Source organism: Burkholderia theae (assembly GCF_048565265.1).
Lineage (GTDB): Bacteria > Pseudomonadota > Gammaproteobacteria > Burkholderiales > Burkholderiaceae > Burkholderia > Burkholderia theae.
Map to the genome: position 1 here is coordinate 2,435,449 of NZ_CP183461.1, position 19,975 is coordinate 2,455,423.

At 64.3% G+C, this 19,975-nt stretch carries 15 protein-coding genes and 8 tRNA genes; 1 reads left to right on the plus strand and 22 read right to left on the minus strand.

Features of this window, described 5'->3' with window-relative positions; all coding sequences use genetic code 11:
- Nucleotides 1-6: 6 nt before the first annotated feature.
- The 9 genes from ACN22W_RS11525 to gltX all read right to left on the minus strand — a co-directional run bounded on the left by ACN22W_RS11525 (nt 7) and on the right by gltX (nt 3,397).
- A complete protein-coding gene (locus tag ACN22W_RS11525; protein ID WP_048248684.1) occupies nt 7-471 on the minus strand; it encodes a GNAT family N-acetyltransferase in 465 nt (154 codons plus the stop codon).
- Nucleotides 472-827: 356 nt separating this feature from the next.
- Nucleotides 828-904 (minus strand) — tRNA-Asp (locus tag ACN22W_RS11530).
- 73 nt (nt 905-977) lie between these two features.
- Nucleotides 978-1,053: transfer RNA gene (locus ACN22W_RS11535), tRNA-Glu, on the minus strand.
- Nucleotides 1,054-1,118: 65 nt separating this feature from the next.
- Nucleotides 1,119-1,195: transfer RNA gene (locus ACN22W_RS11540), tRNA-Asp, on the minus strand.
- A gap of 79 nt (nt 1,196-1,274) precedes the next feature.
- Nucleotides 1,275-1,350, minus strand: a tRNA-Glu gene (locus ACN22W_RS11545).
- Between the two features lie 63 nt (nt 1,351-1,413).
- Nucleotides 1,414-1,490 (minus strand) — tRNA-Asp (locus tag ACN22W_RS11550).
- Between the two features lie 78 nt (nt 1,491-1,568).
- Nucleotides 1,569-1,644 (minus strand) — tRNA-Glu (locus tag ACN22W_RS11555).
- 140 nt (nt 1,645-1,784) lie between these two features.
- Nucleotides 1,785-1,860: transfer RNA gene (locus ACN22W_RS11560), tRNA-Ala, on the minus strand.
- Between the two features lie 127 nt (nt 1,861-1,987).
- A complete protein-coding gene (gene gltX / locus ACN22W_RS11565; protein WP_412021588.1) occupies nt 1,988-3,397 on the minus strand; it encodes a glutamate--tRNA ligase in 1,410 nt (469 codons plus the stop codon).
- A gap of 280 nt (nt 3,398-3,677) precedes the next feature.
- On the opposite strand from gltX, the gene ACN22W_RS11570 reads away from it, so the two are divergent.
- Complete coding sequence (locus tag ACN22W_RS11570; RefSeq protein ID WP_419684341.1) at nt 3,678-4,604, plus strand: patatin-like phospholipase family protein; 927 nt, start codon at nt 3,678-3,680, stop codon at nt 4,602-4,604.
- Between the two features lie 147 nt (nt 4,605-4,751).
- Here ACN22W_RS11570 and ACN22W_RS11575 read toward each other — a convergent pair whose 3' ends face one another.
- The 13 genes from ACN22W_RS11575 to ACN22W_RS11635 all read right to left on the minus strand — a co-directional run bounded on the left by ACN22W_RS11575 (nt 4,752) and on the right by ACN22W_RS11635 (nt 19,963).
- The gene (locus ACN22W_RS11575; RefSeq protein ID WP_419684343.1) at nt 4,752-5,426 is read right to left on the minus strand and encodes a C40 family peptidase; all 675 of its coding nucleotides are present in this window, start codon (nt 5,424-5,426) and stop codon (nt 4,752-4,754) included.
- 128 nt (nt 5,427-5,554) lie between these two features.
- The gene (locus tag ACN22W_RS11580; RefSeq protein ID WP_419684345.1) at nt 5,555-7,177 is read right to left on the minus strand and encodes an ABC transporter ATP-binding protein; all 1,623 of its coding nucleotides are present in this window, start codon (nt 7,175-7,177) and stop codon (nt 5,555-5,557) included.
- The gene (locus ACN22W_RS11585; protein ID WP_129512460.1) at nt 7,174-8,271 is read right to left on the minus strand and encodes an ABC transporter permease; all 1,098 of its coding nucleotides are present in this window, start codon (nt 8,269-8,271) and stop codon (nt 7,174-7,176) included. The genes ACN22W_RS11580 and ACN22W_RS11585 overlap by 4 nt, the downstream gene beginning before the upstream one ends.
- A 48-nt stretch (nt 8,272-8,319) precedes the next feature.
- Nucleotides 8,320-9,363: a microcin C ABC transporter permease YejB gene (locus ACN22W_RS11590; protein ID WP_048248692.1), complete on the minus strand. Its 1,044-nt coding sequence runs from the start codon at nt 9,361-9,363 to the stop codon at nt 8,320-8,322.
- Between the two features lie 52 nt (nt 9,364-9,415).
- On the minus strand, nt 9,416-11,299 hold the full coding sequence (locus tag ACN22W_RS11595; protein ID WP_419684348.1) for an extracellular solute-binding protein: 1,884 nt from the start codon (nt 11,297-11,299) through the stop codon (nt 9,416-9,418).
- Nucleotides 11,300-11,440: 141 nt separating this feature from the next.
- A complete protein-coding gene (locus tag ACN22W_RS11600; protein WP_419684350.1) occupies nt 11,441-11,800 on the minus strand; it encodes a hypothetical protein in 360 nt (119 codons plus the stop codon).
- A gap of 344 nt (nt 11,801-12,144) precedes the next feature.
- A complete protein-coding gene (gene cyoD, locus ACN22W_RS11605; protein ID WP_193098658.1) occupies nt 12,145-12,477 on the minus strand; it encodes a cytochrome o ubiquinol oxidase subunit IV in 333 nt (110 codons plus the stop codon).
- Nucleotides 12,478-13,086, minus strand: coding sequence for a cytochrome o ubiquinol oxidase subunit III (gene cyoC, locus ACN22W_RS11610; protein WP_048248698.1), 609 nt, complete (start codon nt 13,084-13,086; stop codon nt 12,478-12,480).
- Nucleotides 13,086-15,092: a cytochrome o ubiquinol oxidase subunit I gene (gene cyoB, locus ACN22W_RS11615; protein WP_419684353.1), complete on the minus strand. Its 2,007-nt coding sequence runs from the start codon at nt 15,090-15,092 to the stop codon at nt 13,086-13,088. Before cyoB ends, cyoC begins: the two co-directional genes overlap by 1 nt.
- A 3-nt stretch (nt 15,093-15,095) precedes the next feature.
- The gene (gene cyoA, locus ACN22W_RS11620; RefSeq protein WP_343494650.1) at nt 15,096-15,983 is read right to left on the minus strand and encodes a ubiquinol oxidase subunit II; all 888 of its coding nucleotides are present in this window, start codon (nt 15,981-15,983) and stop codon (nt 15,096-15,098) included.
- Nucleotides 15,984-16,254: 271 nt separating this feature from the next.
- The gene (locus ACN22W_RS11625; protein ID WP_419684355.1) at nt 16,255-17,784 is read right to left on the minus strand and encodes a complex I subunit 4 family protein; all 1,530 of its coding nucleotides are present in this window, start codon (nt 17,782-17,784) and stop codon (nt 16,255-16,257) included.
- Nucleotides 17,785-18,282: 498 nt separating this feature from the next.
- Nucleotides 18,283-19,665: a hypothetical protein gene (locus ACN22W_RS11630; RefSeq protein ID WP_419684357.1), complete on the minus strand. Its 1,383-nt coding sequence runs from the start codon at nt 19,663-19,665 to the stop codon at nt 18,283-18,285.
- A 204-nt stretch (nt 19,666-19,869) separates the two neighbouring features.
- Nucleotides 19,870-19,963: transfer RNA gene (locus tag ACN22W_RS11635), tRNA-Ser, on the minus strand.
- Nucleotides 19,964-19,975: the final 12 nt, after the last annotated feature.

The following is a 19,975-nucleotide window of genomic DNA, read 5'->3' on the forward strand; positions in this document are numbered from 1 at the left end:
AGCCGTTCAGACCGGCCGCACCATGTGACGGATCGATCCGAGTTGTGCAAGCCGCGACCCGGCGACCTGATACCCCATGCGCAAGTAGAGACGCGCGGCGGGGTTGTCGACGAACACGCGCAACTGGAGTTCCTGCAGCCCGCGCGCACGCGCCCAGCGGTGCGACATGTCGAGCATGTAGGTGCCGGCGCCCTGCCCGCGATGGCCGGCCGCGATCTGCACGTCGCGGATATGCAGCGAGTCGCCCTCTTCGGTCACCCGCAGCACGCCGATGCGCTCGCCGTCGGCCTCGAGGATGAAGTTCTCGGATTCGCGCCAGCTCGCATAGAACAGGTCGCTGCGCCACACGAGCCCATGGCGCTTGTAGTAGCCGCCCATGTTGCCGTGCGTCAGCGCTTCGGCGAACGGGAAATCGCCGGGCTCCGCAGGCCGGAGCTGATACAGGAGTCGCAGGTCAGTCGGATCGAGCATCGCGCAGGGATCAGGAACGCATCCCGCCACGATATAGCGCAGTCGCGTACGGATGCAATCGTGAATTTCTCGGAGCGGCTCGGCGCCTGAGACCCGGACGTCACGCGCCCGCCAGCCTGCTAACCGGAAACACAAATGAAAAAGCCCGCACAAGGCGGGCTTCTTCATTTTTTTGGCGGAGCGGACGGGACTCGCCTACATCCTGCAGGCCGCGGATGCGCGTGCACGCGCATCCCTTCGAGTCCCGCCGGAAGCCGCGCGGGCGGCTTCCTCCGCTCCGCAGTCACGCGCCCGCCAGCGGGCGCAACCGGAGATGCAAATGAAAAAGCCCGCACAAGGCGGGCTTCTTCATTTTCTGGCGGAGCGGACGGGACTCGAACCCGCGACCCCCGGCGTGACAGGCCGGTATTCTAACCGACTGAACTACCGCTCCAGTCTTGCTTCTTGCCTGGCAGGCGTCGGTTACTTCCTGCCGGCGCATCGTTTGTTCGAACGACGCCGAAATCTGGCGTCCCCTAGGGGATTCGAACCCCTGTACTCACCGTGAAAGGGTGATGTCCTAGGCCTCTAGACGAAGGGGACAACGTACTGCTTACATCTTTAATGAAAAAGCCCGTTCAAAAACGTTTTTTGAACGGGCTTCGTTCTGGCGGAGCGGACGGGGCTCGAACCCGCGACCCCCGGCGTGACAGGCCGGTATTCTAACCAACTGAACTACCGCTCCAGCTTTCTGCACCACCGCCTGCAGGACATCGTCACGTTCCTGCACGCGTTGCGACACTTCTACGAAACGCCGCTGAATCTGGCGTCCCCTAGGGGATTCGAACCCCTGTACTCACCGTGAAAGGGTGATGTCCTAGGCCTCTAGACGAAGGGGACAGCGTACTGCTTACATCTTTAATACAAAAGCCCGCTCAAAAACGTCTTGAACGGGCTTCGTTCTGGCGGAGCGGACGGGACTCGAACCCGCGACCCCCGGCGTGACAGGCCGGTATTCTAACCGACTGAACTACCGCTCCAACTTCCTTACCCAACCCGCAGGACGTCGGTTACGTTCCTGCAAGCCTCGCGACACTTCTATGAAACGCCGCTGAATCTGGCGTCCCCTAGGGGATTCGAACCCCTGTACTCACCGTGAAAGGGTGATGTCCTAGGCCTCTAGACGAAGGGGACATAATCTTTTCAGATCTGTCTGACTTTCGCTATTCACTTCTCATCAACAGCGAAGGCCGAAATTCTAACTGCTTTAGATCGTTCTGTGAAGCATTTATTACTACCGCTGCTGCTTCGCAAATCAATCCAATTTGTTCTGTTGGTGGAGGTAAGCGGGATCGAACCGCTGACCTCTTGCATGCCATGCAAGCGCTCTCCCAGCTGAGCTATACCCCCTTGCAGAACAGAAATGAGATTATATGGACCGTTTTTGAACTTGTAAATACCCTTTTTGCGATTCGAGCGAAATTTTTGCGAAGCTGCCGCACTGTCACGTACGGACAGCTTCATTCGCATACGAACCTCAGGCCAGTGCGGCCTCGATGCGCGACACCACGACGTCGCGACCGAACAGCACGAGCACCGCGTCGATCGACGGCGTATGCGTCGTGCCCGCCACCAGCAGGCGCACCGGCATCGCGAGCTGCGGCATCTTCAGCTTGTGCGTGCCGAGCGTCGCCTTCAGCGCAGCGGACACAGCCTCCTTCGTCCAGTCGGCCGCCTTCAGCGCGACGACGAGATCGGCCAGTGCCGGCCGCACCGCATCGGTCACGTGCTGCGCAAGCGCGTCGGCTTCCGGTGCCGGCACACGGTAGAACATCGTGGCGCCTTCGGCGATCTCCTTGACCGTCGTCGCGCGGTCCTTCATCAGGCCGACCACTGCGTCCAGCGCGGGGCCCGTCGCGATCGCCGCGTCGTCGATGCCGAGCGCGTCGAGGAACGGCTTCGCCAGCGCCGCAAGACGTGCGTTGTCGGCTTCCTTGATGTAGTGGGCGTTCAGCCAGCTCAGCTTGCTGTGGTCGTACTGCGCGGGCGACTTGCCGAGATGCTCGAGGTCGAACCATTCGACGAACTGTTCGCGCGAGAAGATCTCGGCGTCGCCGTGCGACCAGCCGAGGCGCGCGAGATAGTTGACGACGGCTTCCGGCAGGAAACCCGCGTCGCGATACGCCATCACGCTCATCGCGCCATGCCGCTTGCTCATCTTCTCGCCCTGCTCGTTCAGCACGGTCGGCAGGTGCGCGTAGACGGGCGCCTCGCCGCCGAGCGCGTTCAGGATGTTGATCTGGCGCGGCGTGTTGTTCACGTGGTCGTCGCCACGGATCACGTGCGTGATGCCCATGTCCATGTCGTCCACCACCACGCAGAAGTTGTAGATCGGCGTGCCGTCCGGGCGCGCGATCACGAGGTCGTCGAGCTCTTCGTTCGAGATCTCGACACGCCCCTTCACGGCGTCCTCCCAGACGACCGTGCCCGTCAGCGGATTGCGGAAGCGCAGCACGGGCTTCACGCCAGCCGGCGGCTCCGGCAGCACCTTGCCGGGCTCCGGACGCCACGTGCCGTCGTAGCGCGGCTTCAGGCCGGCCTCGCGCTGGCGTTCGCGCAGCGCGTCGAGTTCCTCGGCCGACATGTAGCACGGGTACGCGAGACCCTTCTCGAGCATCTGCGCGAGCACCTCGCGATAGCGGTCCATCCGCTGCATCTGGTAGATCGGGCCTTCATCGAAATCCAGGCCGAGCCATTGCATCCCCTCGAGGATCGCGTCGACCGCTTCCTGCGACGAGCGCTCGACGTCGGTATCCTCGATGCGCAGCACGAACGTGCCCTTCATCTTGCGGGCGAACGCCCACGGGTAAAGCGCGGAGCGGATGTTGCCGAGGTGGATGAAGCCGGTGGGACTCGGCGCGAAGCGGGTACGGACAGGACGGGTCATAAACGGTAACTCGAACGCCTGGGGCGCATGAATGATTCGACGCGGGATCGACGGCGGCAGCCCGGACAGCAACGGGGCCGGCGACACCCGGAACGGAAAAGAAGCCGGAATTATACTCGCGCCGGACATCGCGCCAAGCGCACCGCTTGCTTTATGATGTGCGCGCCGCGGCCGCCAGCCGGCGCGGCGCCGGCCGCACGGAACCCGTCGCGCGGCTGCGCTGAACCTATCGCCGCCGCGGGCCGTGTAACCCGCCGCCAAGCCGCCGGAGAACCATTCGATGTCGTCCCCTCGCCTGTCGCGCCGCCACTTCACGATCGCGTGCGCGTCCGCCAGCCTCGCCGCCTGTACGTCGTTCGGCGACAAGTCACGCCCCGACAACGCATCCAACCCCGCACAGCCGCACGAGAAGCCCGTGAAGATCGGCATCGCGCTCGGCGGCGGCGCCGCACGCGGCTTCTCGCACATCGGCGTGCTGAAGGCGCTCGAGGCGCGCGGCATCCCGGTCGAAATCGTCGTCGGCACGAGCGCGGGCTCGGTGGTCGGCGCACTCTATGCATCGGGCATGAGCGCGTTGCAGATCAACAAGATCGCACTCGACATGGACCAGGCGTCGATCAGCGACTGGGCGCTGCCGTTCCGGTCGCGCGGCCTGCTGCAAGGCGTCGCGCTGCAGAACTTCCTGAACAAGACGCTCAACAACCGACCGATCGAGAAGATGGCGAAGCCGCTCGGCATCGTCGCGACGGATCTGCAGAGCGGTCAGCCGATCCTGTTCCAGCAGGGCAACACGGGGCTCGCAGTGCGCGCGTCGTGCAGCGTGCCGTCGGTGTTCGAACCGGTCAAGATCGGCAACCGCGAATACGTGGACGGCGGCCTCGTGAGCCCCGTGCCCGCGTCGTACGCGCGCAAGATGGGTGCAAGCTTCGTGATCGCGGTCGACATCTCGGCCCGGCCGGACGGCGCGGCGACCAACAACCCGATCGAGATGCTGCTGCAGACCTTCACGATCATGGGCCAGACGATCAAGACCTACGAGCTCGACAAATACGCGGACGTCGTGATCCGCCCGAACCTCGCGGCCATGGGCGGCAGCGACTTCAACCAGCGCAACGCGGCGATCCTCGCGGGCGAGGAGGCAGTCGCGCGCATCATGCCGGAACTGCAGCGCAAGCTCGCGGCAGCGCGCGGCGTGGCTGCCGCGTAAGCGCGCGATACGCGGGACGGCGCGCGCCACCGTCCCGTGACCGCCGGAACGACGTCCGTCGCCTCGCCTGCGCCAGCCCCAAAACAAAAAACCCTGTCGCCTTTCGGTGACAGGGTTTTTTTATCCGGTCCGACTGACCGGCGAACGTCAGTTGCTGCCGTTCGCCGAATCGTCGCCAATCGTCGCGCGCACGCGCTGACGCAGATCTTCCGCCTTCATCGGGAACTCCGATTCGATCCGGCGCGCGCCGGTGAAACGCTTTTCCCAGTAGCCGCTGTCGAGATCGTCGACGCGGACGGTGCTGCCCGTCGACGGCGAATGCACGAACTTGTTGTCGCCGATGTAGATGCCGACGTGCGAGAACGTGCGGCGCATCGTGTTGAAGAACACGAGATCGCCCGGCTTGAGGTTGCTCATGCTCACCTTCTCGCCGACGCGGCTCATTTCTTCCGCACGGCGCGGCAGCGACATGCCGAGCGTGTCCTGGAACACGTAGCGCACGAAGCCGCTGCAATCGAGACCCGAATCCGGCGAACTGCCGCCCCAGCGATAGCGCACGCCGATCATGTTCAGCGCGCCGACGACCACGTCGCCTGCCTTGCCCGCCATGCCGGCAAGGAACGACTTCGCACCGCCGCTCGACGGCTGCGCGCTGGTCTGCTGGACGGAGGAAGTCGACCCGATTTGAGTCGAATTCGTGACATTCTGGTTAAAACTGCTGACTTCGTCGGCGAACGCGCCGGGAGCTGCTGCGAACAGGGCGCCGATGAACAGCCCGGCGATGGTGCGCGCGCATGCCTGGGTCAGGGATCGATGCTGCATTGGTCGATGGAATTTGCTTAAAAATCAGCTGATTGGCGGAAAATTTCGGTCGATACTAGCCAGCGCGTAATCGTTTGTCAAAACAAATTAAAAAATACAATCGAGATGGTCAGACCATTGGACGTCTATCACGCTTTCCAGACCGCTTTCAACAGCTTTTGTGTGTAAGGATGTGACGGTCTCGTGAAGATGTCGGTCACGTCGCCCGACTCGACGACGGCGCCGTCCTGCATCACCGCGACGCGGTGCGCCATCGCGCCGATCACCTCCAGATCGTGGCTGATGAATACATAGCCGAGGTTGTATTTCTGTTGCAAATTCGCGAGCAGTTTCAGCACCTGCTGCTGGATCGACACGTCGAGCGCGGAAGTCGGCTCGTCGAGGATCAGGATGCGCGGCTCCAGCACCAGCGCGCGCGCGATCGCGATCCGCTGGCGCTGCCCGCCCGAGAATTCGTGCGGATAACGGTGCAGCACCGTGCGGTCGAGGCCGACTTCGCGCAGCACCGCGAGCGATTTCGCGCGGCGCGCATCGAGCGACATGTCCGGGTGATGCAGTTCGAGCCCCTCGCCGACGATCCGCTCGATCGTGTGACGCGGCGAAAGCGAACTGAATGGATCCTGAAAGACGACCTGCATGTTCGAGCGCAGCGCGGTCTGCTCGCGGCCGCGATAGGTCGACAGCGCGCGCCCCTGGAATTCGATCTCGCCGCCCGCCGTCTTCTGCAGCCCGAGCAGCGCCATCGCAAGCGTCGATTTCCCGGACCCCGACTCGCCGACGATGCCGAGCGTCTCGCCCTGCCGCACCGACACCGACACGTCCGCGACGGCCGTCACGGGTACCGTGCCGAACCAGCCCGCGAAGCCCGGCCGCTTGCGCGCGAACTGCACGCTCACGTGGCGCGCGTCGAGCACGACGGGCGCGATCGGCATCACGGGCGCGACCGCGCGTTGCGGCCGGCTGTTCAGCAGCCGCTGTGTATACGGATGCTCGGGTTCCGCGAAGATCCGCTCGACGGGCCCGCTCTCGACGAGCCGGCCGCGCTCCATCACCGCGACGCGCTCGGCGAAGTGCCGCACGAGGTTCAGGTCGTGCGTGATCAGCAGGATCGCCATCCCGCGCTTTTCCGCTTCGTCGCGCTGCAGTTCCAGCAGCAGGTCGACGATCTGCGCGCGGATCGTCACGTCGAGCGCGGTGGTCGGCTCGTCCGCGAGCAGGAGGCGTGGCCGGCACGCGAGCGCCATCGCGATCATCGCGCGCTGCCGCTGGCCGCCCGACAACTGGTGCGGATAGCTGTCGACGCGCCTCTCGGGCTCCGCGATGCCGGTGCGCGCGAGCAATGCGATCGCGCGCTTGCGTGCCTCGGCGGCCGATACGCCGTCGTGCAGCACGATCGTCTCGCCGATCTGCACGCCGATCGTATACAGCGGGTTGAGCGCCGTCATCGGCTCCTGGAAGATCATCGCGATGTCCGAGCCGCGCAGCCCGCGCATCTCGCGCTCGCTCTTGACCGAAAGGTCCTGCCCCGCGAAGCGGATCGTGCCGCTCACGTCGGCGTCGCGCAGCAAGCGCAGGATCGACAGCGCGGTCACGCTCTTGCCTGAACCCGACTCGCCGACGAGCGCGACGCGCTCGCCGCGGCCGATCGAGAGCGTCACGTCGTCCACCGCGACCGTGTCGCCGAAGCGCACCTGCAGATGTTCGAGCGACAGCAGCGGCTCGCGCTGCGTCGATACGACCGGTTCGCTCATCGCTGGCCTCCCGCCGCGCGCACTGAATCGGCGATCCGCGTGTCGAGCGCGTTGCGCAGCGCGTCGCCCATGAAGGTCAGCAGCAGCAGCGTCGCGACCAGCACGCCGAACGTCGACAGCGAAATCCACCATGCGTCGAGGTTGCCCTTGCCCTGCGCGAGCAGCTCGCCGAGGCTCGGTGTCGGCGGCGGGACGCCGAGCCCGAGGAAATCGAGGCTCGTGAGCGCGAGGATCGAGCCGCTCATCCGGAACGGCAGGAACGTGATCACCGGCGTCAGGCTGTTCGGCAGCACGTGGCGCCAGATGATCTGCCAGTTCGTGAGCCCCATCGCGCGTGCCGCGCGCACGTAGTCCTGCGTGCGGTTGCGCAGGAATTCCGCGCGCACGTAGTCGGCCAGCCCGATCCAGCCGAACAGCGACAGCAGCACGATCAGCAGCAGGAAACTCGGCTCGAAGATCGACGCGAAGATGATCAGCAAATACAGCTCGGGCAGCGAGCTCCAGATCTCGATCAGCCGCTGCCCGACGATGTCGATGCGCCCGCCGAAAAAGCCCTGCACCGCGCCCGCGGCGATGCCGAGCAGCGTGCCGATCACGGTCAGGATCAGCCCGAATTCGACCGACACGCGGAACCCGTACACGAGCCGCGCGAGCAGGTCGCGCCCCTGCGCGTCGGTGCCCAGCCAGTTCGCGCGCGACGGCGGCGCCGGGTTCGGCACGGTCGAGAAGTAGTTCAGCGTGTCGTAGTAGTAGCGGTTCGGCGGGTAGACGACAAAATTGCCGGGCGCCTCGAGCCGCTTGCGCACATACGGATCGAGATAGTCGGCCGGCGTCGGGAAGTCACCGCCGAAGGCCGTCTCCGGATACGCATGGAACATCGGGAAATAATATTGGCCGTCGTAGCGCACGACGAGCGGCTTGTCGTTCGACCACAGCGGCGCGGCGAGGCTCGCGGCAAATGCGACGAAGAAGATCACGAAGCTCCAGTAGCCGAGGCGCTGCTGCCTGAAGCGCTGCCACACGCGGCGTGCGGGAGACGGCGACACGCGTGCGCGCGCCGCGTCGATGCGGGACGACACGATGGTCCGGTTCATCGCGACCCTCGCCCGGTGACGCCGGGCATGCGGACGGTCTGTTTCATGTCAGCGCTCCAGGTTTTCGAATTGAATGCGCGGATCGACCCATACATAACAAAGGTCGGAGATCAGCTTGGTTGCGAGCCCGATCAACGTGAACAGGTACAGCGTGCCGAGCACGACCGGATAGTCGCGCCGCACGACCGACTCGTACGACAGCAGCCCGAGGCCGTCGAGCGAGAACAGCGTCTCGATCAGCAGGCTGCCCGTGAAGAACGCGCCGATGAACGCGCCCGGGAAGCCGACGATCAGCGGCAGCATCGCATTGCGGAACACGTGCTTCCACAGCACGTTGCGCTCGGAGAGCCCCTTCGCGCGCGCGGTCAGCACGTATTGCCGGCGGATCTGGTCGAGGAACGCATTCTTCGTGAGCATCGTGATGACCGCGAAGCTGCCGACGACCGACGCCGTGATCGGCAGCGCAATGTGCCACAGGTAATCGAGCACCTTGCCGACGAGCGACAGCTGCGCGAAGTTGTCCGACGTGAGGCCGCGCAGCGGAAAAAGCTGCCAGAACGAACCGCCGCCGAACAGCACGAGCAGCAGCACGCCGAGCACGAAGCCCGGAATCGCATAACCGACGAGCACGACGAGACTCGTCGCGACGTCGAACGGCGAACCGTTGCGCACGGCCTTCGCGATGCCGAGCGGCACCGAAATCAGGTACGTGAGGAAGAACGTCCACAGCCCGATGCTGATCGACACGGGCAGCTTCTGCACGATCAGCGACCACACGCTCTGGTGGCGGAAGTAGCTGTCGCCGAGATCGAAGCGCGCGAAACGCTTCAGCATCAGCCAATAGCGTTCGAGCGGCGGTTTGTCGAAACCGTACAGCGCCTTGAGCTGCGCGAGCTGCTGCGCGTCGACGCCGGTGTGCGCACGCATCCCGAACGGCACCGCGCCCTGCTCCGTCGCGCCCTTGCGCAATTCCTGCACGGCCTGCTCGACCGGGCCGCCCGGCACGAACTGGATTACCGCGAACGTGAGGGTCAGCACGCCGATGAGCGTCGGGATCATCAGCAGCAGGCGTTTGAGGATGTAGCTCCACATAGGGCGTCGACTCGTGATCGGTAGGCGGGATTAATCGAAGGGCCGGCGCGGGTCAGTGATCGGGCTTCGCCCACCAGGTCGACACGACCCAGCCCTCGGCCGAATAGTACAGCGGCAGCGTCTGCGGATAAGCGAGCGTGCGCCGATACGCGACCCGGTGTGTCGTGCTGTACCACTGCGGGACCGCGTAGTAGCCGTGCATCAGCACGCGGTCGAGCGCGTGCGTCGCATCGAGCAGGTCGTCGCGCGACTGTGCGGTGCCGAGCGCGTGCAGCAGCGCGTCGACCGCCGGCGACTTCAGCCCGATGAAGTTGTCGGAGCCCGGCTCGTCGGCGAACTTGCTCGCGTAACGCGAGTACTGCTCGGCGCCCGGCACCTGCACGCCCGGCAAGCGGATCGTCGTCATGTCGTAGTCGAACGCATCGAGCCGCTTTTGCAGCAGCGCGTAATCGGCCGTGCGAAAACGTGCGTCGATGCCGAGCTTCGTCAGATTGCGCTGGTATGCGGTCACGACTCCTTCCATTGCACCGCCTGCATCGTCGAGGATCTCGAACGTGAACGGCTCGCCCTTCGCATTGCGCAGCGCACCGTCGCGATAGGTCCAGCCGGCCTGCGCAAGCAGCTCGCGCGCCTTCAGCAGGTTCGCGCGCAGCGAGCCCGGCGGGTTCGTCACAGGCTGCGTGACCATCGCGCCGAACACGGCCGGGTCGAGCTGCGCGCGCAGCGGCTCCAGCAGTTTCAGTTCGCCGGCGCTCGGCGTGCCGGTCGCCTGCAGGTCGGTGTCGGCAAAATAGCTGTCGAGACGCGTGTACGCGCTATAGAACAGTTGCCGGTTCAGCCATTCGAAGTCGAATGCGAGGTCGAGTGCCTGACGCACCCGCACGTCGCGGAACAGCGGCCGGCGCAGGTTCATGAAGAAACCCTGCATGCCCGCGCCGTTGTGCTGGCGGAATTCGCGCTTGACGAGCTCGCCGCTGTCGAAGCGCTTGCCGACGTCGCGCCGCGTCCAGTTGCGCGCGATGTACTCGACGAGCACATCGTATTCGCCGGCCTTGAACGCCTCGAGCCTCGCGACGCCGTCGCTGTACAACTTGTAGACGATCCGTTCGAAGTTATTGGTGCCGACCCGCACCGGCAGGTCGGCGCCCCAGTACGCGGGGTTGCGCCGGTAGGTGATCGTGCGTCCGTTGTCGTAGCGTTCGATCAGGTACGGGCCGCTGCCGATCGGCTGTTCGAACGCGAGCTGGTCGAACGGGATGCGCGAGCCGTCCGCGCGCAACCCCCACTTGCGCGAGAACACCGGCACGCCGCCGGCAATCAGCGGCAGCTCGCGATTCGCGCTGCGGAACTCGAAACGCACGGTGGCCGGATCGACGACCACCGCCTTCGCGATCTCCGCGAAATACGCGCCGAACTGCGGCGCGGCCAGCTTGCTCTTCAGTGTATCGAACGAAAACTTGACGTCGTCGGCCGTGACGCGATCGCCGTTCGAGAAGCGCGCGCGCGGATTCAGGTGGAACGTGACCGACCGGCGGTCGGGCGCGATGTCGATGTCGTCGGCAAGCAAGCCGTACGCGGATGCCGGTTCGTCCGAACTGCCCGTCGCGAGGCTCTCGAACAGCATGTCGATGCCCGGCGCGGGGTTGCCGCGCATCGTGAACGGATTGAACTTGTCGAACGACGTCAGCCGGTTCGGGTTCGCGAGCACGAGCGTGCCGCCCTTCGGCGCGTCGGGGTTGACGTAGTCGAAATGCTTGAAGCCCGGCGGATATTTCGGCTCGCCGTACTGCGCAATGGCGTAGGCCGCGTGCGCGGCCGTCGCGGCCAGCGCCGCCTGCATCGCGAACACCGCGGCAACGCGGCCGGCGGCCCGTACGGCACACAGCGCGCCGAAGCGGACGCGCGCGGCGGCGGCCCGGGGCGAACCCTTCGTCATAGAGGCCCTGTGGATCGAATGAGGGATGTAACGTGGGACGATTCTACCCATTCAATCGTTCGGGCCAAAAGAAAACCGCCACGCGGGCGGTTTCTTCACGAACGAACGTCGCGCACACGTCACGCGTGCGCGACGTGCCGATCAGTGCCAGCCGTTGTGGCGGCCGTTATCCCAGTGACCGCGATCGCGATCGCCGCTCCAGCCGCGGCCATGGCGGCGATACCACTCGTCGCGGCCCCAGTAGCGACGGCCGTCCCAGTAGCGGTCTCCATGCCAGCCGATCACGATGGCCGGACCCGGCGCATACACGGGGGCCGGTGCGTACATGGGCGCCGGCTGATAGACGACCGGCGGCGGCGGCGCATACACGGGCGCGGGCGCGACGTAGACCGGTGCCGGCACGCCGATGTTGATCCCGACATTGACTCCCGCCATTGCTGCGCCCGACACGAGCAAGGCCGTCACACCGGTCAAGAGCGAGGCAACACGCAAGGTCTTCATGGATTCCTCTTCTGGTTGTGTCATGTGTGATTCGACTATAACGGCAAGCGCCGTCTCCGCATATTTCAAGTTTGTAAGAACTGATGCGCCGCATCGCAACGGGAAGCCTGCGCTAACGTCTTGTAACAATCGACGCCTGCCCGCCCCTGCCCGCCCAGCCACGCCGGGGCCGCGCCGATGCCGACACGCGCCCGACTCGCGCTCGCGAGCCCGATACGCCGGTCGTCATCGCAACACCGGACGCGTCGCGCGGCGCGACTGTACCAAAACAAAAAGGCGGCACTTGCGTGCCGCCTTTTCTTCATCAACGCGCACGGATAGCGAACCCGGCGCCACGATGCCGCTCAGCGCGACATCATGTTCATGCTGACGTTGTGCATCACCCACAGCGTGCCGACGATCAGGATCGCCGCGGTCAGCACCGTATAGCTGAACGCCATCACGTTCCATCGCTGGCCCGACGAGCCGTTCATGTGCAGGAAGTACACGAGGTGCACGACGATCTGCACGAACGCGAGCGCGGCCAGCGCGATCAGCGACGCATGCGGCGACAGCACGCCGCCCATCACGAGGCCGAACGACGCGGCCGTGAGCAGCACCGACAGGATGAAACCGGCGACGTAGCCGCCGACACTGCCGTGCCCTTCTTCGAGTTGAGACGAATGCGTATGGGCCATTTAGATCACGCTCGCGAGATAGACAAAGGAAAACACGCAGATCCACACGATGTCGAGGAAGTGCCAGAAGAGGCTCAGGCACGTCAGGCGTCGCAGGTCGCGATCGGTCAGGTCGCCGCCACGGAACACGATCTGCCCGGCGAGCACGATCATCCACAGCAGGCCGGCCGTCACGTGCAGCCCGTGCGTGCCGACCAGCGTGAAGAACGCCGACAGGAACGCGCTGCGCTGCGGGCCCGCGCCTTCCGCGATCAGGTGCGAGAACTCGCGCAGTTCCATCGCGAGAAACGCCGCGCCGAGCACGAACGTCACCGCGAGCCATGCGAGCAGCGCGCCGCGCCGCTGCTTGTACGCCGCGAGCATCGCGAAACCGTACGTGATGCTCGACAGCAGCAGCGCGGCGGTTTCCACCGCGACGCCCGGAATATCGAACAGGTCTTTCGCGGTCGGCCCGCCCGCATACTGGTGGCCGAGCACCGCGAAGGTCGCGAACAGCGCCGCGAAGATCACGCAGTCGGTCATCAGGTACAGCCAGAAACCGAACACCGAATGCGACGGCGGATGGTCGTCGTGCTCGAGCAGGGTTGCGCTCAAGGTTTTCTGCAACATCAGTTGGCCTCCAGTTCCACGTCGTCGACCCGCGCGGCCACGCGCGTGGTCGGCTGCTTGCCTTCGATCTTCCGCACCGTCGACGCGGGGATGTAATAGCCGTCGTTATCGCGCGAGCTGTAGATCACCAGCGTCGCGACAATCCCGACGAGCCCGCCGATCGCCATCCACCAGATGTGCCATACCAGCGCGAAGCCGAGCACCAGGCTGAAGACCGCAACCACGAGGCCCGCGCAGGTATTCGACGGCATGTGAATGTCGCGGATCGACGCCGGGTTCGGCCGGCCTTCGCCGCGCGCCTTCATGTCCGTGTACGCGTCGAGCGTGCGCACCTGCGGAATCACCGCGAAGTTGTAGTCGGCCGGCGGCGACGTCGTCGCCCATTCCAGCGTGCGGCCGCCCCACGGATCGCCCGTCGTGTCGCGGTACTCCGGCAGGTTGCGGTTGCGGATGCTGACCACGAGCTGCAGCAACTGGCACGCGATGCCGATCGCGATCAGCACGGCACCGAACGCTGCAACCAGCAGCCACGGATGCCAGGCCGGGTTGTCGTAGTGGTTGAGCCGGCGCGTCATGCCCATGAAGCCGAGCACGTAGAGCGGCACGAACGCGACGTAGAAGCCGACCTGCCAGAACCAGAACGCGGCCTTGCCGAGCTTCTCGTTCAGCTTGAAGCCGAACGCCTTCGGGAACCAGTAGTTGAAGCCCGCGAGATAACCGAACAGCACGCCACCGATGATCACGTTATGGAAGTGCGCGATCAGGAACAGGCTGTTGTGCAGCACGAAGTCCGCGCCGGGAATCGCCATCATCACGCCGGTCATGCCGCCGAGCGTGAACGTGACCATGAAGCCGATCGTCCACAGCACCGGCGTCGTGAATTCGATCCGGCCGCGATACATCGTGAACAGCCAGTTGAACACCTTCACGCCGGTCGGGATCGCGATGATCATGGTCACGATGCCGAAGAACGCGTTCACGTTCGCACCCGAGCCCATCGTGAAGAAGTGATGCAGCCACACGAGGAACGACAGCACCATGATCGCGCAGGTCGCGTACACCATCGTCTTGTAGCCGAACAGCGGCTTCTTCGCGAACGTCGCGATGACTTCCGAGAAGATGCCGAACGCCGGCAGGATCAGGATGTACACCTCCGGGTGGCCCCACGCCCAGATCAGGTTCAGGTACAGCATCGCGTTGCCGCCGGCTTCGTTCGTGAAGAAGTGCATGCCGAGGTAACGGTCGAGGCCGAGCAGCGCGAGCGTCGCGGTCAGGATCGGGAACGACGCCATGATCAGCACGTTCGTGCAGAGTGCCGTCCACGTGAACACGGGCATCTTCATCAGCGTCATGCCCGGCGCGCGCATCTTGATGATCGTCACGAAGAAGTTCACGCCGGTCAGCAGCGTGCCGACGCCCGAGATCTGCAGCGCCCACAGGTAGTAATCGACCCCTACCCCGGGGCTGTACTGCAGCTCCGACAGCGGCGGGTACGCGAGCCAGCCGGTCTGCGCGAATTCGCCGATCACGAGCGAGATGTTGATCAGGATCGCGCTGACGGCCGTCATCCAGAAGCTCAGCGAGTTGATGAACGGGAATGCGACATCGCGCGCGCCGATCTGCAGCGGCACGACCAGGTTCATCAGGCCGACCATGAACACCATCGCCATGAAGAAGATCATGATCACGCCGTGTGCCGTGAAGATCTGGTCATAGTGGTGCGGCGGCAGGTAGCCGGGCGCGTTGTACGCGAGCGCGAGCTGCATGCGCATCATGATCGCGTCCGCGAAGCCGCGCAGCAGCATGATCAGCGCGACGATGATGTACATCACGCCGAGTTTCTTGTGGTCGACCGTCGTCAGCCATTCCGTCCACAGCCATTTCCACCGGCCGGTGATCGTCAGTGCGGCGAGAATGCCCAGCACGGCCAGCCCCATGAAGGCGCCGGCCACCATGATGATGGGCTGATCAAACGGGATCGCCGATAGTGTGAGTTTGCCGAACATGCGTTACCCCTTCGTGCCGCAGGCGGCGTCCTTCAGGTCGAGGACGTGGCCATCGTTGTATTTCGCGATGATGTTGTGGAAGAGCCGCGGATCGACCGACGAGAAGTAGCGCACGGGCGCCTTCTCGCTCGGCTGCGCGACGGTGCCGTACACGGTCGCGTCGAGCCGGTCCGGCGACGCCTTCACCTTCTGCACCCAGGCGTCGAACTGTTCGCGCGGCTCGGCGAGCGTGCGGAACTTCATGTCGGAGAAGCCGCGGCCGCTGAAGTTGGCGGACGTACCCGCGAAGTCGCCGGGTTCGTCGGCGATCAGGTGCAGGCGCGTCTGCATGCCGGCCATCGCATAGACCTGGCCGCCGAGCTGCGGGATGAAGAACGAGTTCATCACCGAATCCGACGTGATGCGGAAGTTCACCGGCGTGCCGACCGGAATCGCGAGCTGGTTCACCGACGCGATGCCGAGTTCCGGATAGATGAACAGCCACTTCCAGTCGAGCGCGACGACCTCGACGTCGATCGGCTTCACCGACGACTCGAGCGGCTTGTACGGGTCGAGCTCGTGCGTGGTCTTCCACGTGAGCACGCCGAGGAACAGGATGATCAGCGTCGGCACCGTCCAGATCACGACTTCGATCGCGGTCGAGTGCGACCAGTTCGGCGCGTAGGTTGCATTGCGGTTCGATGCGCGATAACGCCACGCGAACCACAGCGTGAGCAGGATCACCGGCACGACGACGATCAGCATCGCCCAGGTGGACGTCGCGATCAGTGCCTTTTCGGCAGCACCCACGCTTCCTTTCGGATTTAGTACATCTAAATTACAGCCTGACAGGCTTAGCGCCGCGCCGATTGACATCAGCGCCGACCAGCCTCTTGAAGCTCTTCTTTTCATCACACAGCCCGAGGGTCATTGAATTCGTTTGCGTATGCCCGATGCGCATTCGATCCACGAAAGTGGCCGCATCATACGTCGCGCGAGTGCGATGAAAAACCGGTGGATGCGGCAAATCATCATTGCAAAATCTGCCGTGAGACACATTGTCGCGGGGCAATTTCACGCAGCCGAACGCCGGCCCGGCGAACCCTGCGCCGGACCTCGATCGATGCGTGCGCAACGGGTGCATCGTCGTGCGATGCACCCGCCGTGCGCGACGCCTGGGCGATCAGTCGTGCGACGATGCCATGTAAGACGGCTGCGGCTGCACGGGGCTGTCCCCGGCCGGCACTTTCGATCGGCTGGCGTCTTCGATCAGCCGCGTCACGGTCGGATCGATTGCGTCGGTGAACGGCTTCGGATAGATGCCGACCATCAGCACGATCAGCGCGAGCGACCCGAACATCACGATCTCGCGACGGTTCAGGTCGGCGAGCTTCGCGATCCGCTCGCTCGAGACCTTGCCGAACACGACGCGCTTGAGCATCCACAGCGTGTACGACGCGCTGAGGATCAACGTCAGCGCCGCGATGGCGCCGACCCAGAAGTTGAAGCGGATCGCGCCCATGATGACCATGAACTCGCCGACGAACCCCGACGTGCCCGGCAGGCCGACGTTGGCCATCGCGAACAGCAGCGTGAAGGTCGCGAATCGCGGCATCACGCCCGCCACGCCACCGTACGCGGCGATCTCGCGCTGCTTCGTGCGATCGACGAGCACGTTCACGCAAAGCAGCATCGCGCCCGCGACGAACCCGTACGACACGAGCTGCACGATCGCGCCTTCGATACCGATCCGGTTGAACAGGAACAGCCCGAGCGTGACGATCCCCATGTGCGCGACCGTCGAATACGCGAGCAGCTTGCCGAGGTCCGTCTGCGCGAGCGCGATCAGGCTCGCATAGACGATCGCGAACAGCGACAGCGCGATCACGGCCGGCGCGAAGAAGTGGCTCGCGTCGGGCGTGATCGGCAGCGCGAAGCGCAGGAACCCGTAGCCGCCGAGCTTGAGCATCGCGAGCATCAGCGCGGCGCCCGTCGGGCCGTCCGTGTAGACGTCGCTCAACCACGTGTGGACCGGCCACATCGGCACCTTGACCGCGAACGCGGCGAAGAAGCCGAGGAACACCAGCAACTGCGGCGCGAAGCCGAGCTGCAGCGTGCGCCACACGGCCATGTCGAACGTATGCGATTGCGCGTACAGGTACAGCATCGCCATCAGCAACAGCAGCGAGCCGGCGAACGAGATGAAGAAGAACTTCACGGCCGCGTACACGCGACGCTCCCGCCCCCACGTACCGATCAGCAGGTAAAGCGGGATCAGCGTCGCCTCGAAGAAGATGAAGAACAGCAGCCCGTCCTGTGCGACGAACACGCCGACCATCAGCCCCGACAGGATCAGGAACGACGCGTAGTACTGCGCGACACGCACCGTGACCGATTCCCACGACGCGACCACCACCACGACCGTCGTGAATGCGGTCAGCACGACGAGCCACAGCGACGCGCCGTCGATGCCGACCCGCCATCCGGAATTGAACGCCGCCAGCCAGTCACGGCTTTCGACGAACTGCATCGCGGCCGAGTGCGACTCGAAACCGGCGACCAGCGGGACGATGGCGGCAAACCCGGCCAACGCGCCGACGAGCGCGATCAGTCGAGTACGGCGTGGATGTTGATCGGAACCGGCGCGCAGCAGGCACACGCCGAACAGGATCGGAACCCAGATGGCCAGGCTCAGGAAGGGGAAATCGTGCATTTCAACAAGGCCTTGAGGATGTCGCACACTGCATTTGAGACAGGCGAAACGTAAGAAACGAAATCAAATCGTCAGGTAGATTTCGTGAATCATCGGTGTTGGGAAAATGTAAAGAGGCATCATGACGAAGCTTGATGCTGCTCAATCGCGATCGGGTTAACGAGCATAAAGCGATTGATTATTTTCTGCAGCGCAACAGAGCATCGATTTTTTGGCGTCGAGCCATGCTGCTGATTTAATTGAGTAATTTTTTGTGTTCCGCGGCGACGTACGCTGCGCAAATCGACGCAGTGCCGCAATTTTGACGCGAGCGCATCGTTCCGGAGGGTCGGAGCATGCTGGTTGAGGCTACGCGCGACGGCGATCGTCCGGCGTCTCAAACCTTACAGCGATACTTTCATTTGTATTTCAATTTGCTTTGATCGATGCGGCTCGAGCGAATGCCCGCTCCCCTGCTTAGTGTCGCCGCATGCACCGCATCGTTCCTGCTCCCGGCCGCTAACGCTGGTGACTCAGCCGGTCCCAGACGCGCATCGTCACCGCGCGATAGTGATTGTGTTGCGCGGGAAAATGGACGAAACGGCTGTTGCGCGTCGCATAAACCGGCGATGACGCGAGCGTCATCGCATCGACGATATGGCGCGCATCGATCATGCCGGACGCCAGCATCTCCACATAGATCGCCTGCTGGTCGCCGCCGCTCGCGTAGACCGACGAACGATCGCCGAAACTCTCGATTCGCGCGCAAATGCGCTCGACCAGTTCGCGCATCGGCGCGACGTTACGCACGCCGATCATGCAAGAGTTGATCGCCCAGGCCGTGTGATCGGTGCCGATCACGAAGTCGCGACCGTCGATCGTGCTGTCGATGGCCTGGCTCTGGTCGATCGCCAGGATGTCCGCATCGACCCAGAACACGAACGCATGATGCGGCAGATGTTCGCGTATCAGGTGCAGCTTCGCCCAGTTCGCATTGATGCCGGCCGGCAGAAATGCGGGCGCTTCGCGATAGGCGTGGTAAGCGTAGCCGTGCCGCGTGCAGTAGCGTACGAAGTTCTCCTCGTGCAGGTCACCGTAGCCCGCGATATGCGATGTATGCAGGCTCACGAACGCCACCGGCGCGTGAGGATTCACGTGCCGCTCCGCATCGCGCGTGCGCCGCTGCGCGGCCTGCCAGGCATCAATGGCACGCGTGCGATCGCCGCGCTGGTAACGTTCGGAATCGTCGACGAGCGCGATCACATAGCGGAAGTCGTAGTCGGCTGCCGGCGCCCACCCGTCGTCCACCTGTCGCCATTCGGGCGCGTTGTGCGCAACGAGCGGCCGCACGCCAGCGATCGAATCGATCGCGAGCCCGTCACCCCAGATCGTCTGTACCGACGGGAAATGGCCGTTCGCGAGCGGCACGTCGAACGGCAGCGGCGGAAAGCACTCCGCAAGCAGCGTCGCCTCGCACGCATGTTGCCGCTCCGGAAGGCGCATCGCCCACTTGCCAAACTCGACTACCAGCTTGCGCAACCGCTCGCGCACGTCGGGTACGTTGCGGAAGATCATCCCGCTTGCGGCCGGCAGTGCAGACTTCGGCGTCTGCGTGGTGACGATTGCGTCGTAACCGTGCGCGACATCGGGCAGCGCGTGCGGATCGAACACGACGGAGAACGGATCGAGCACGAGCAGCAATGCGCCCGGCTCCATCGCGACGAGCTGCGCGATGATCGTGTGGTACTTGTGCAGCACCTGCTGGCGCTCGCCGTACACGTGCATGCCGTCAACCGTCGCATGCCGGTAGCCGTGCAGCCGCGCATAACGCTCGTGGTTATCGACCAGTCCGTCGACAGGGCGATGGGAAAGAACAGTCAGAACGGAATGCGGGCTGGCCAAGAGCGTCACCTAGAGTCGTGCCAAACGATAGGTGATATGTAGCGCATTACCGCCCGCCAAGTCGAGCACTCATTGCCTTGATCGGCTGCACCGACCGAGCCGCCCGCGAACGCGATCCGGCAGCATCGAATGCGGGGCACATGCTGCCGCGGAAAAGAAAAAGCCCCGCAAGTCCGAGAACTTGCGGGGCTTTGTCACCGCTTTTGGCGGAGACGGAGGGATTCGAACCCTCGATCCAGGTTTTGGCCCAGATGCTCCCTTAGCAGGGGAGTGCCTTCGACCTCTCGGCCACGTCTCCCAAACTTTCGCT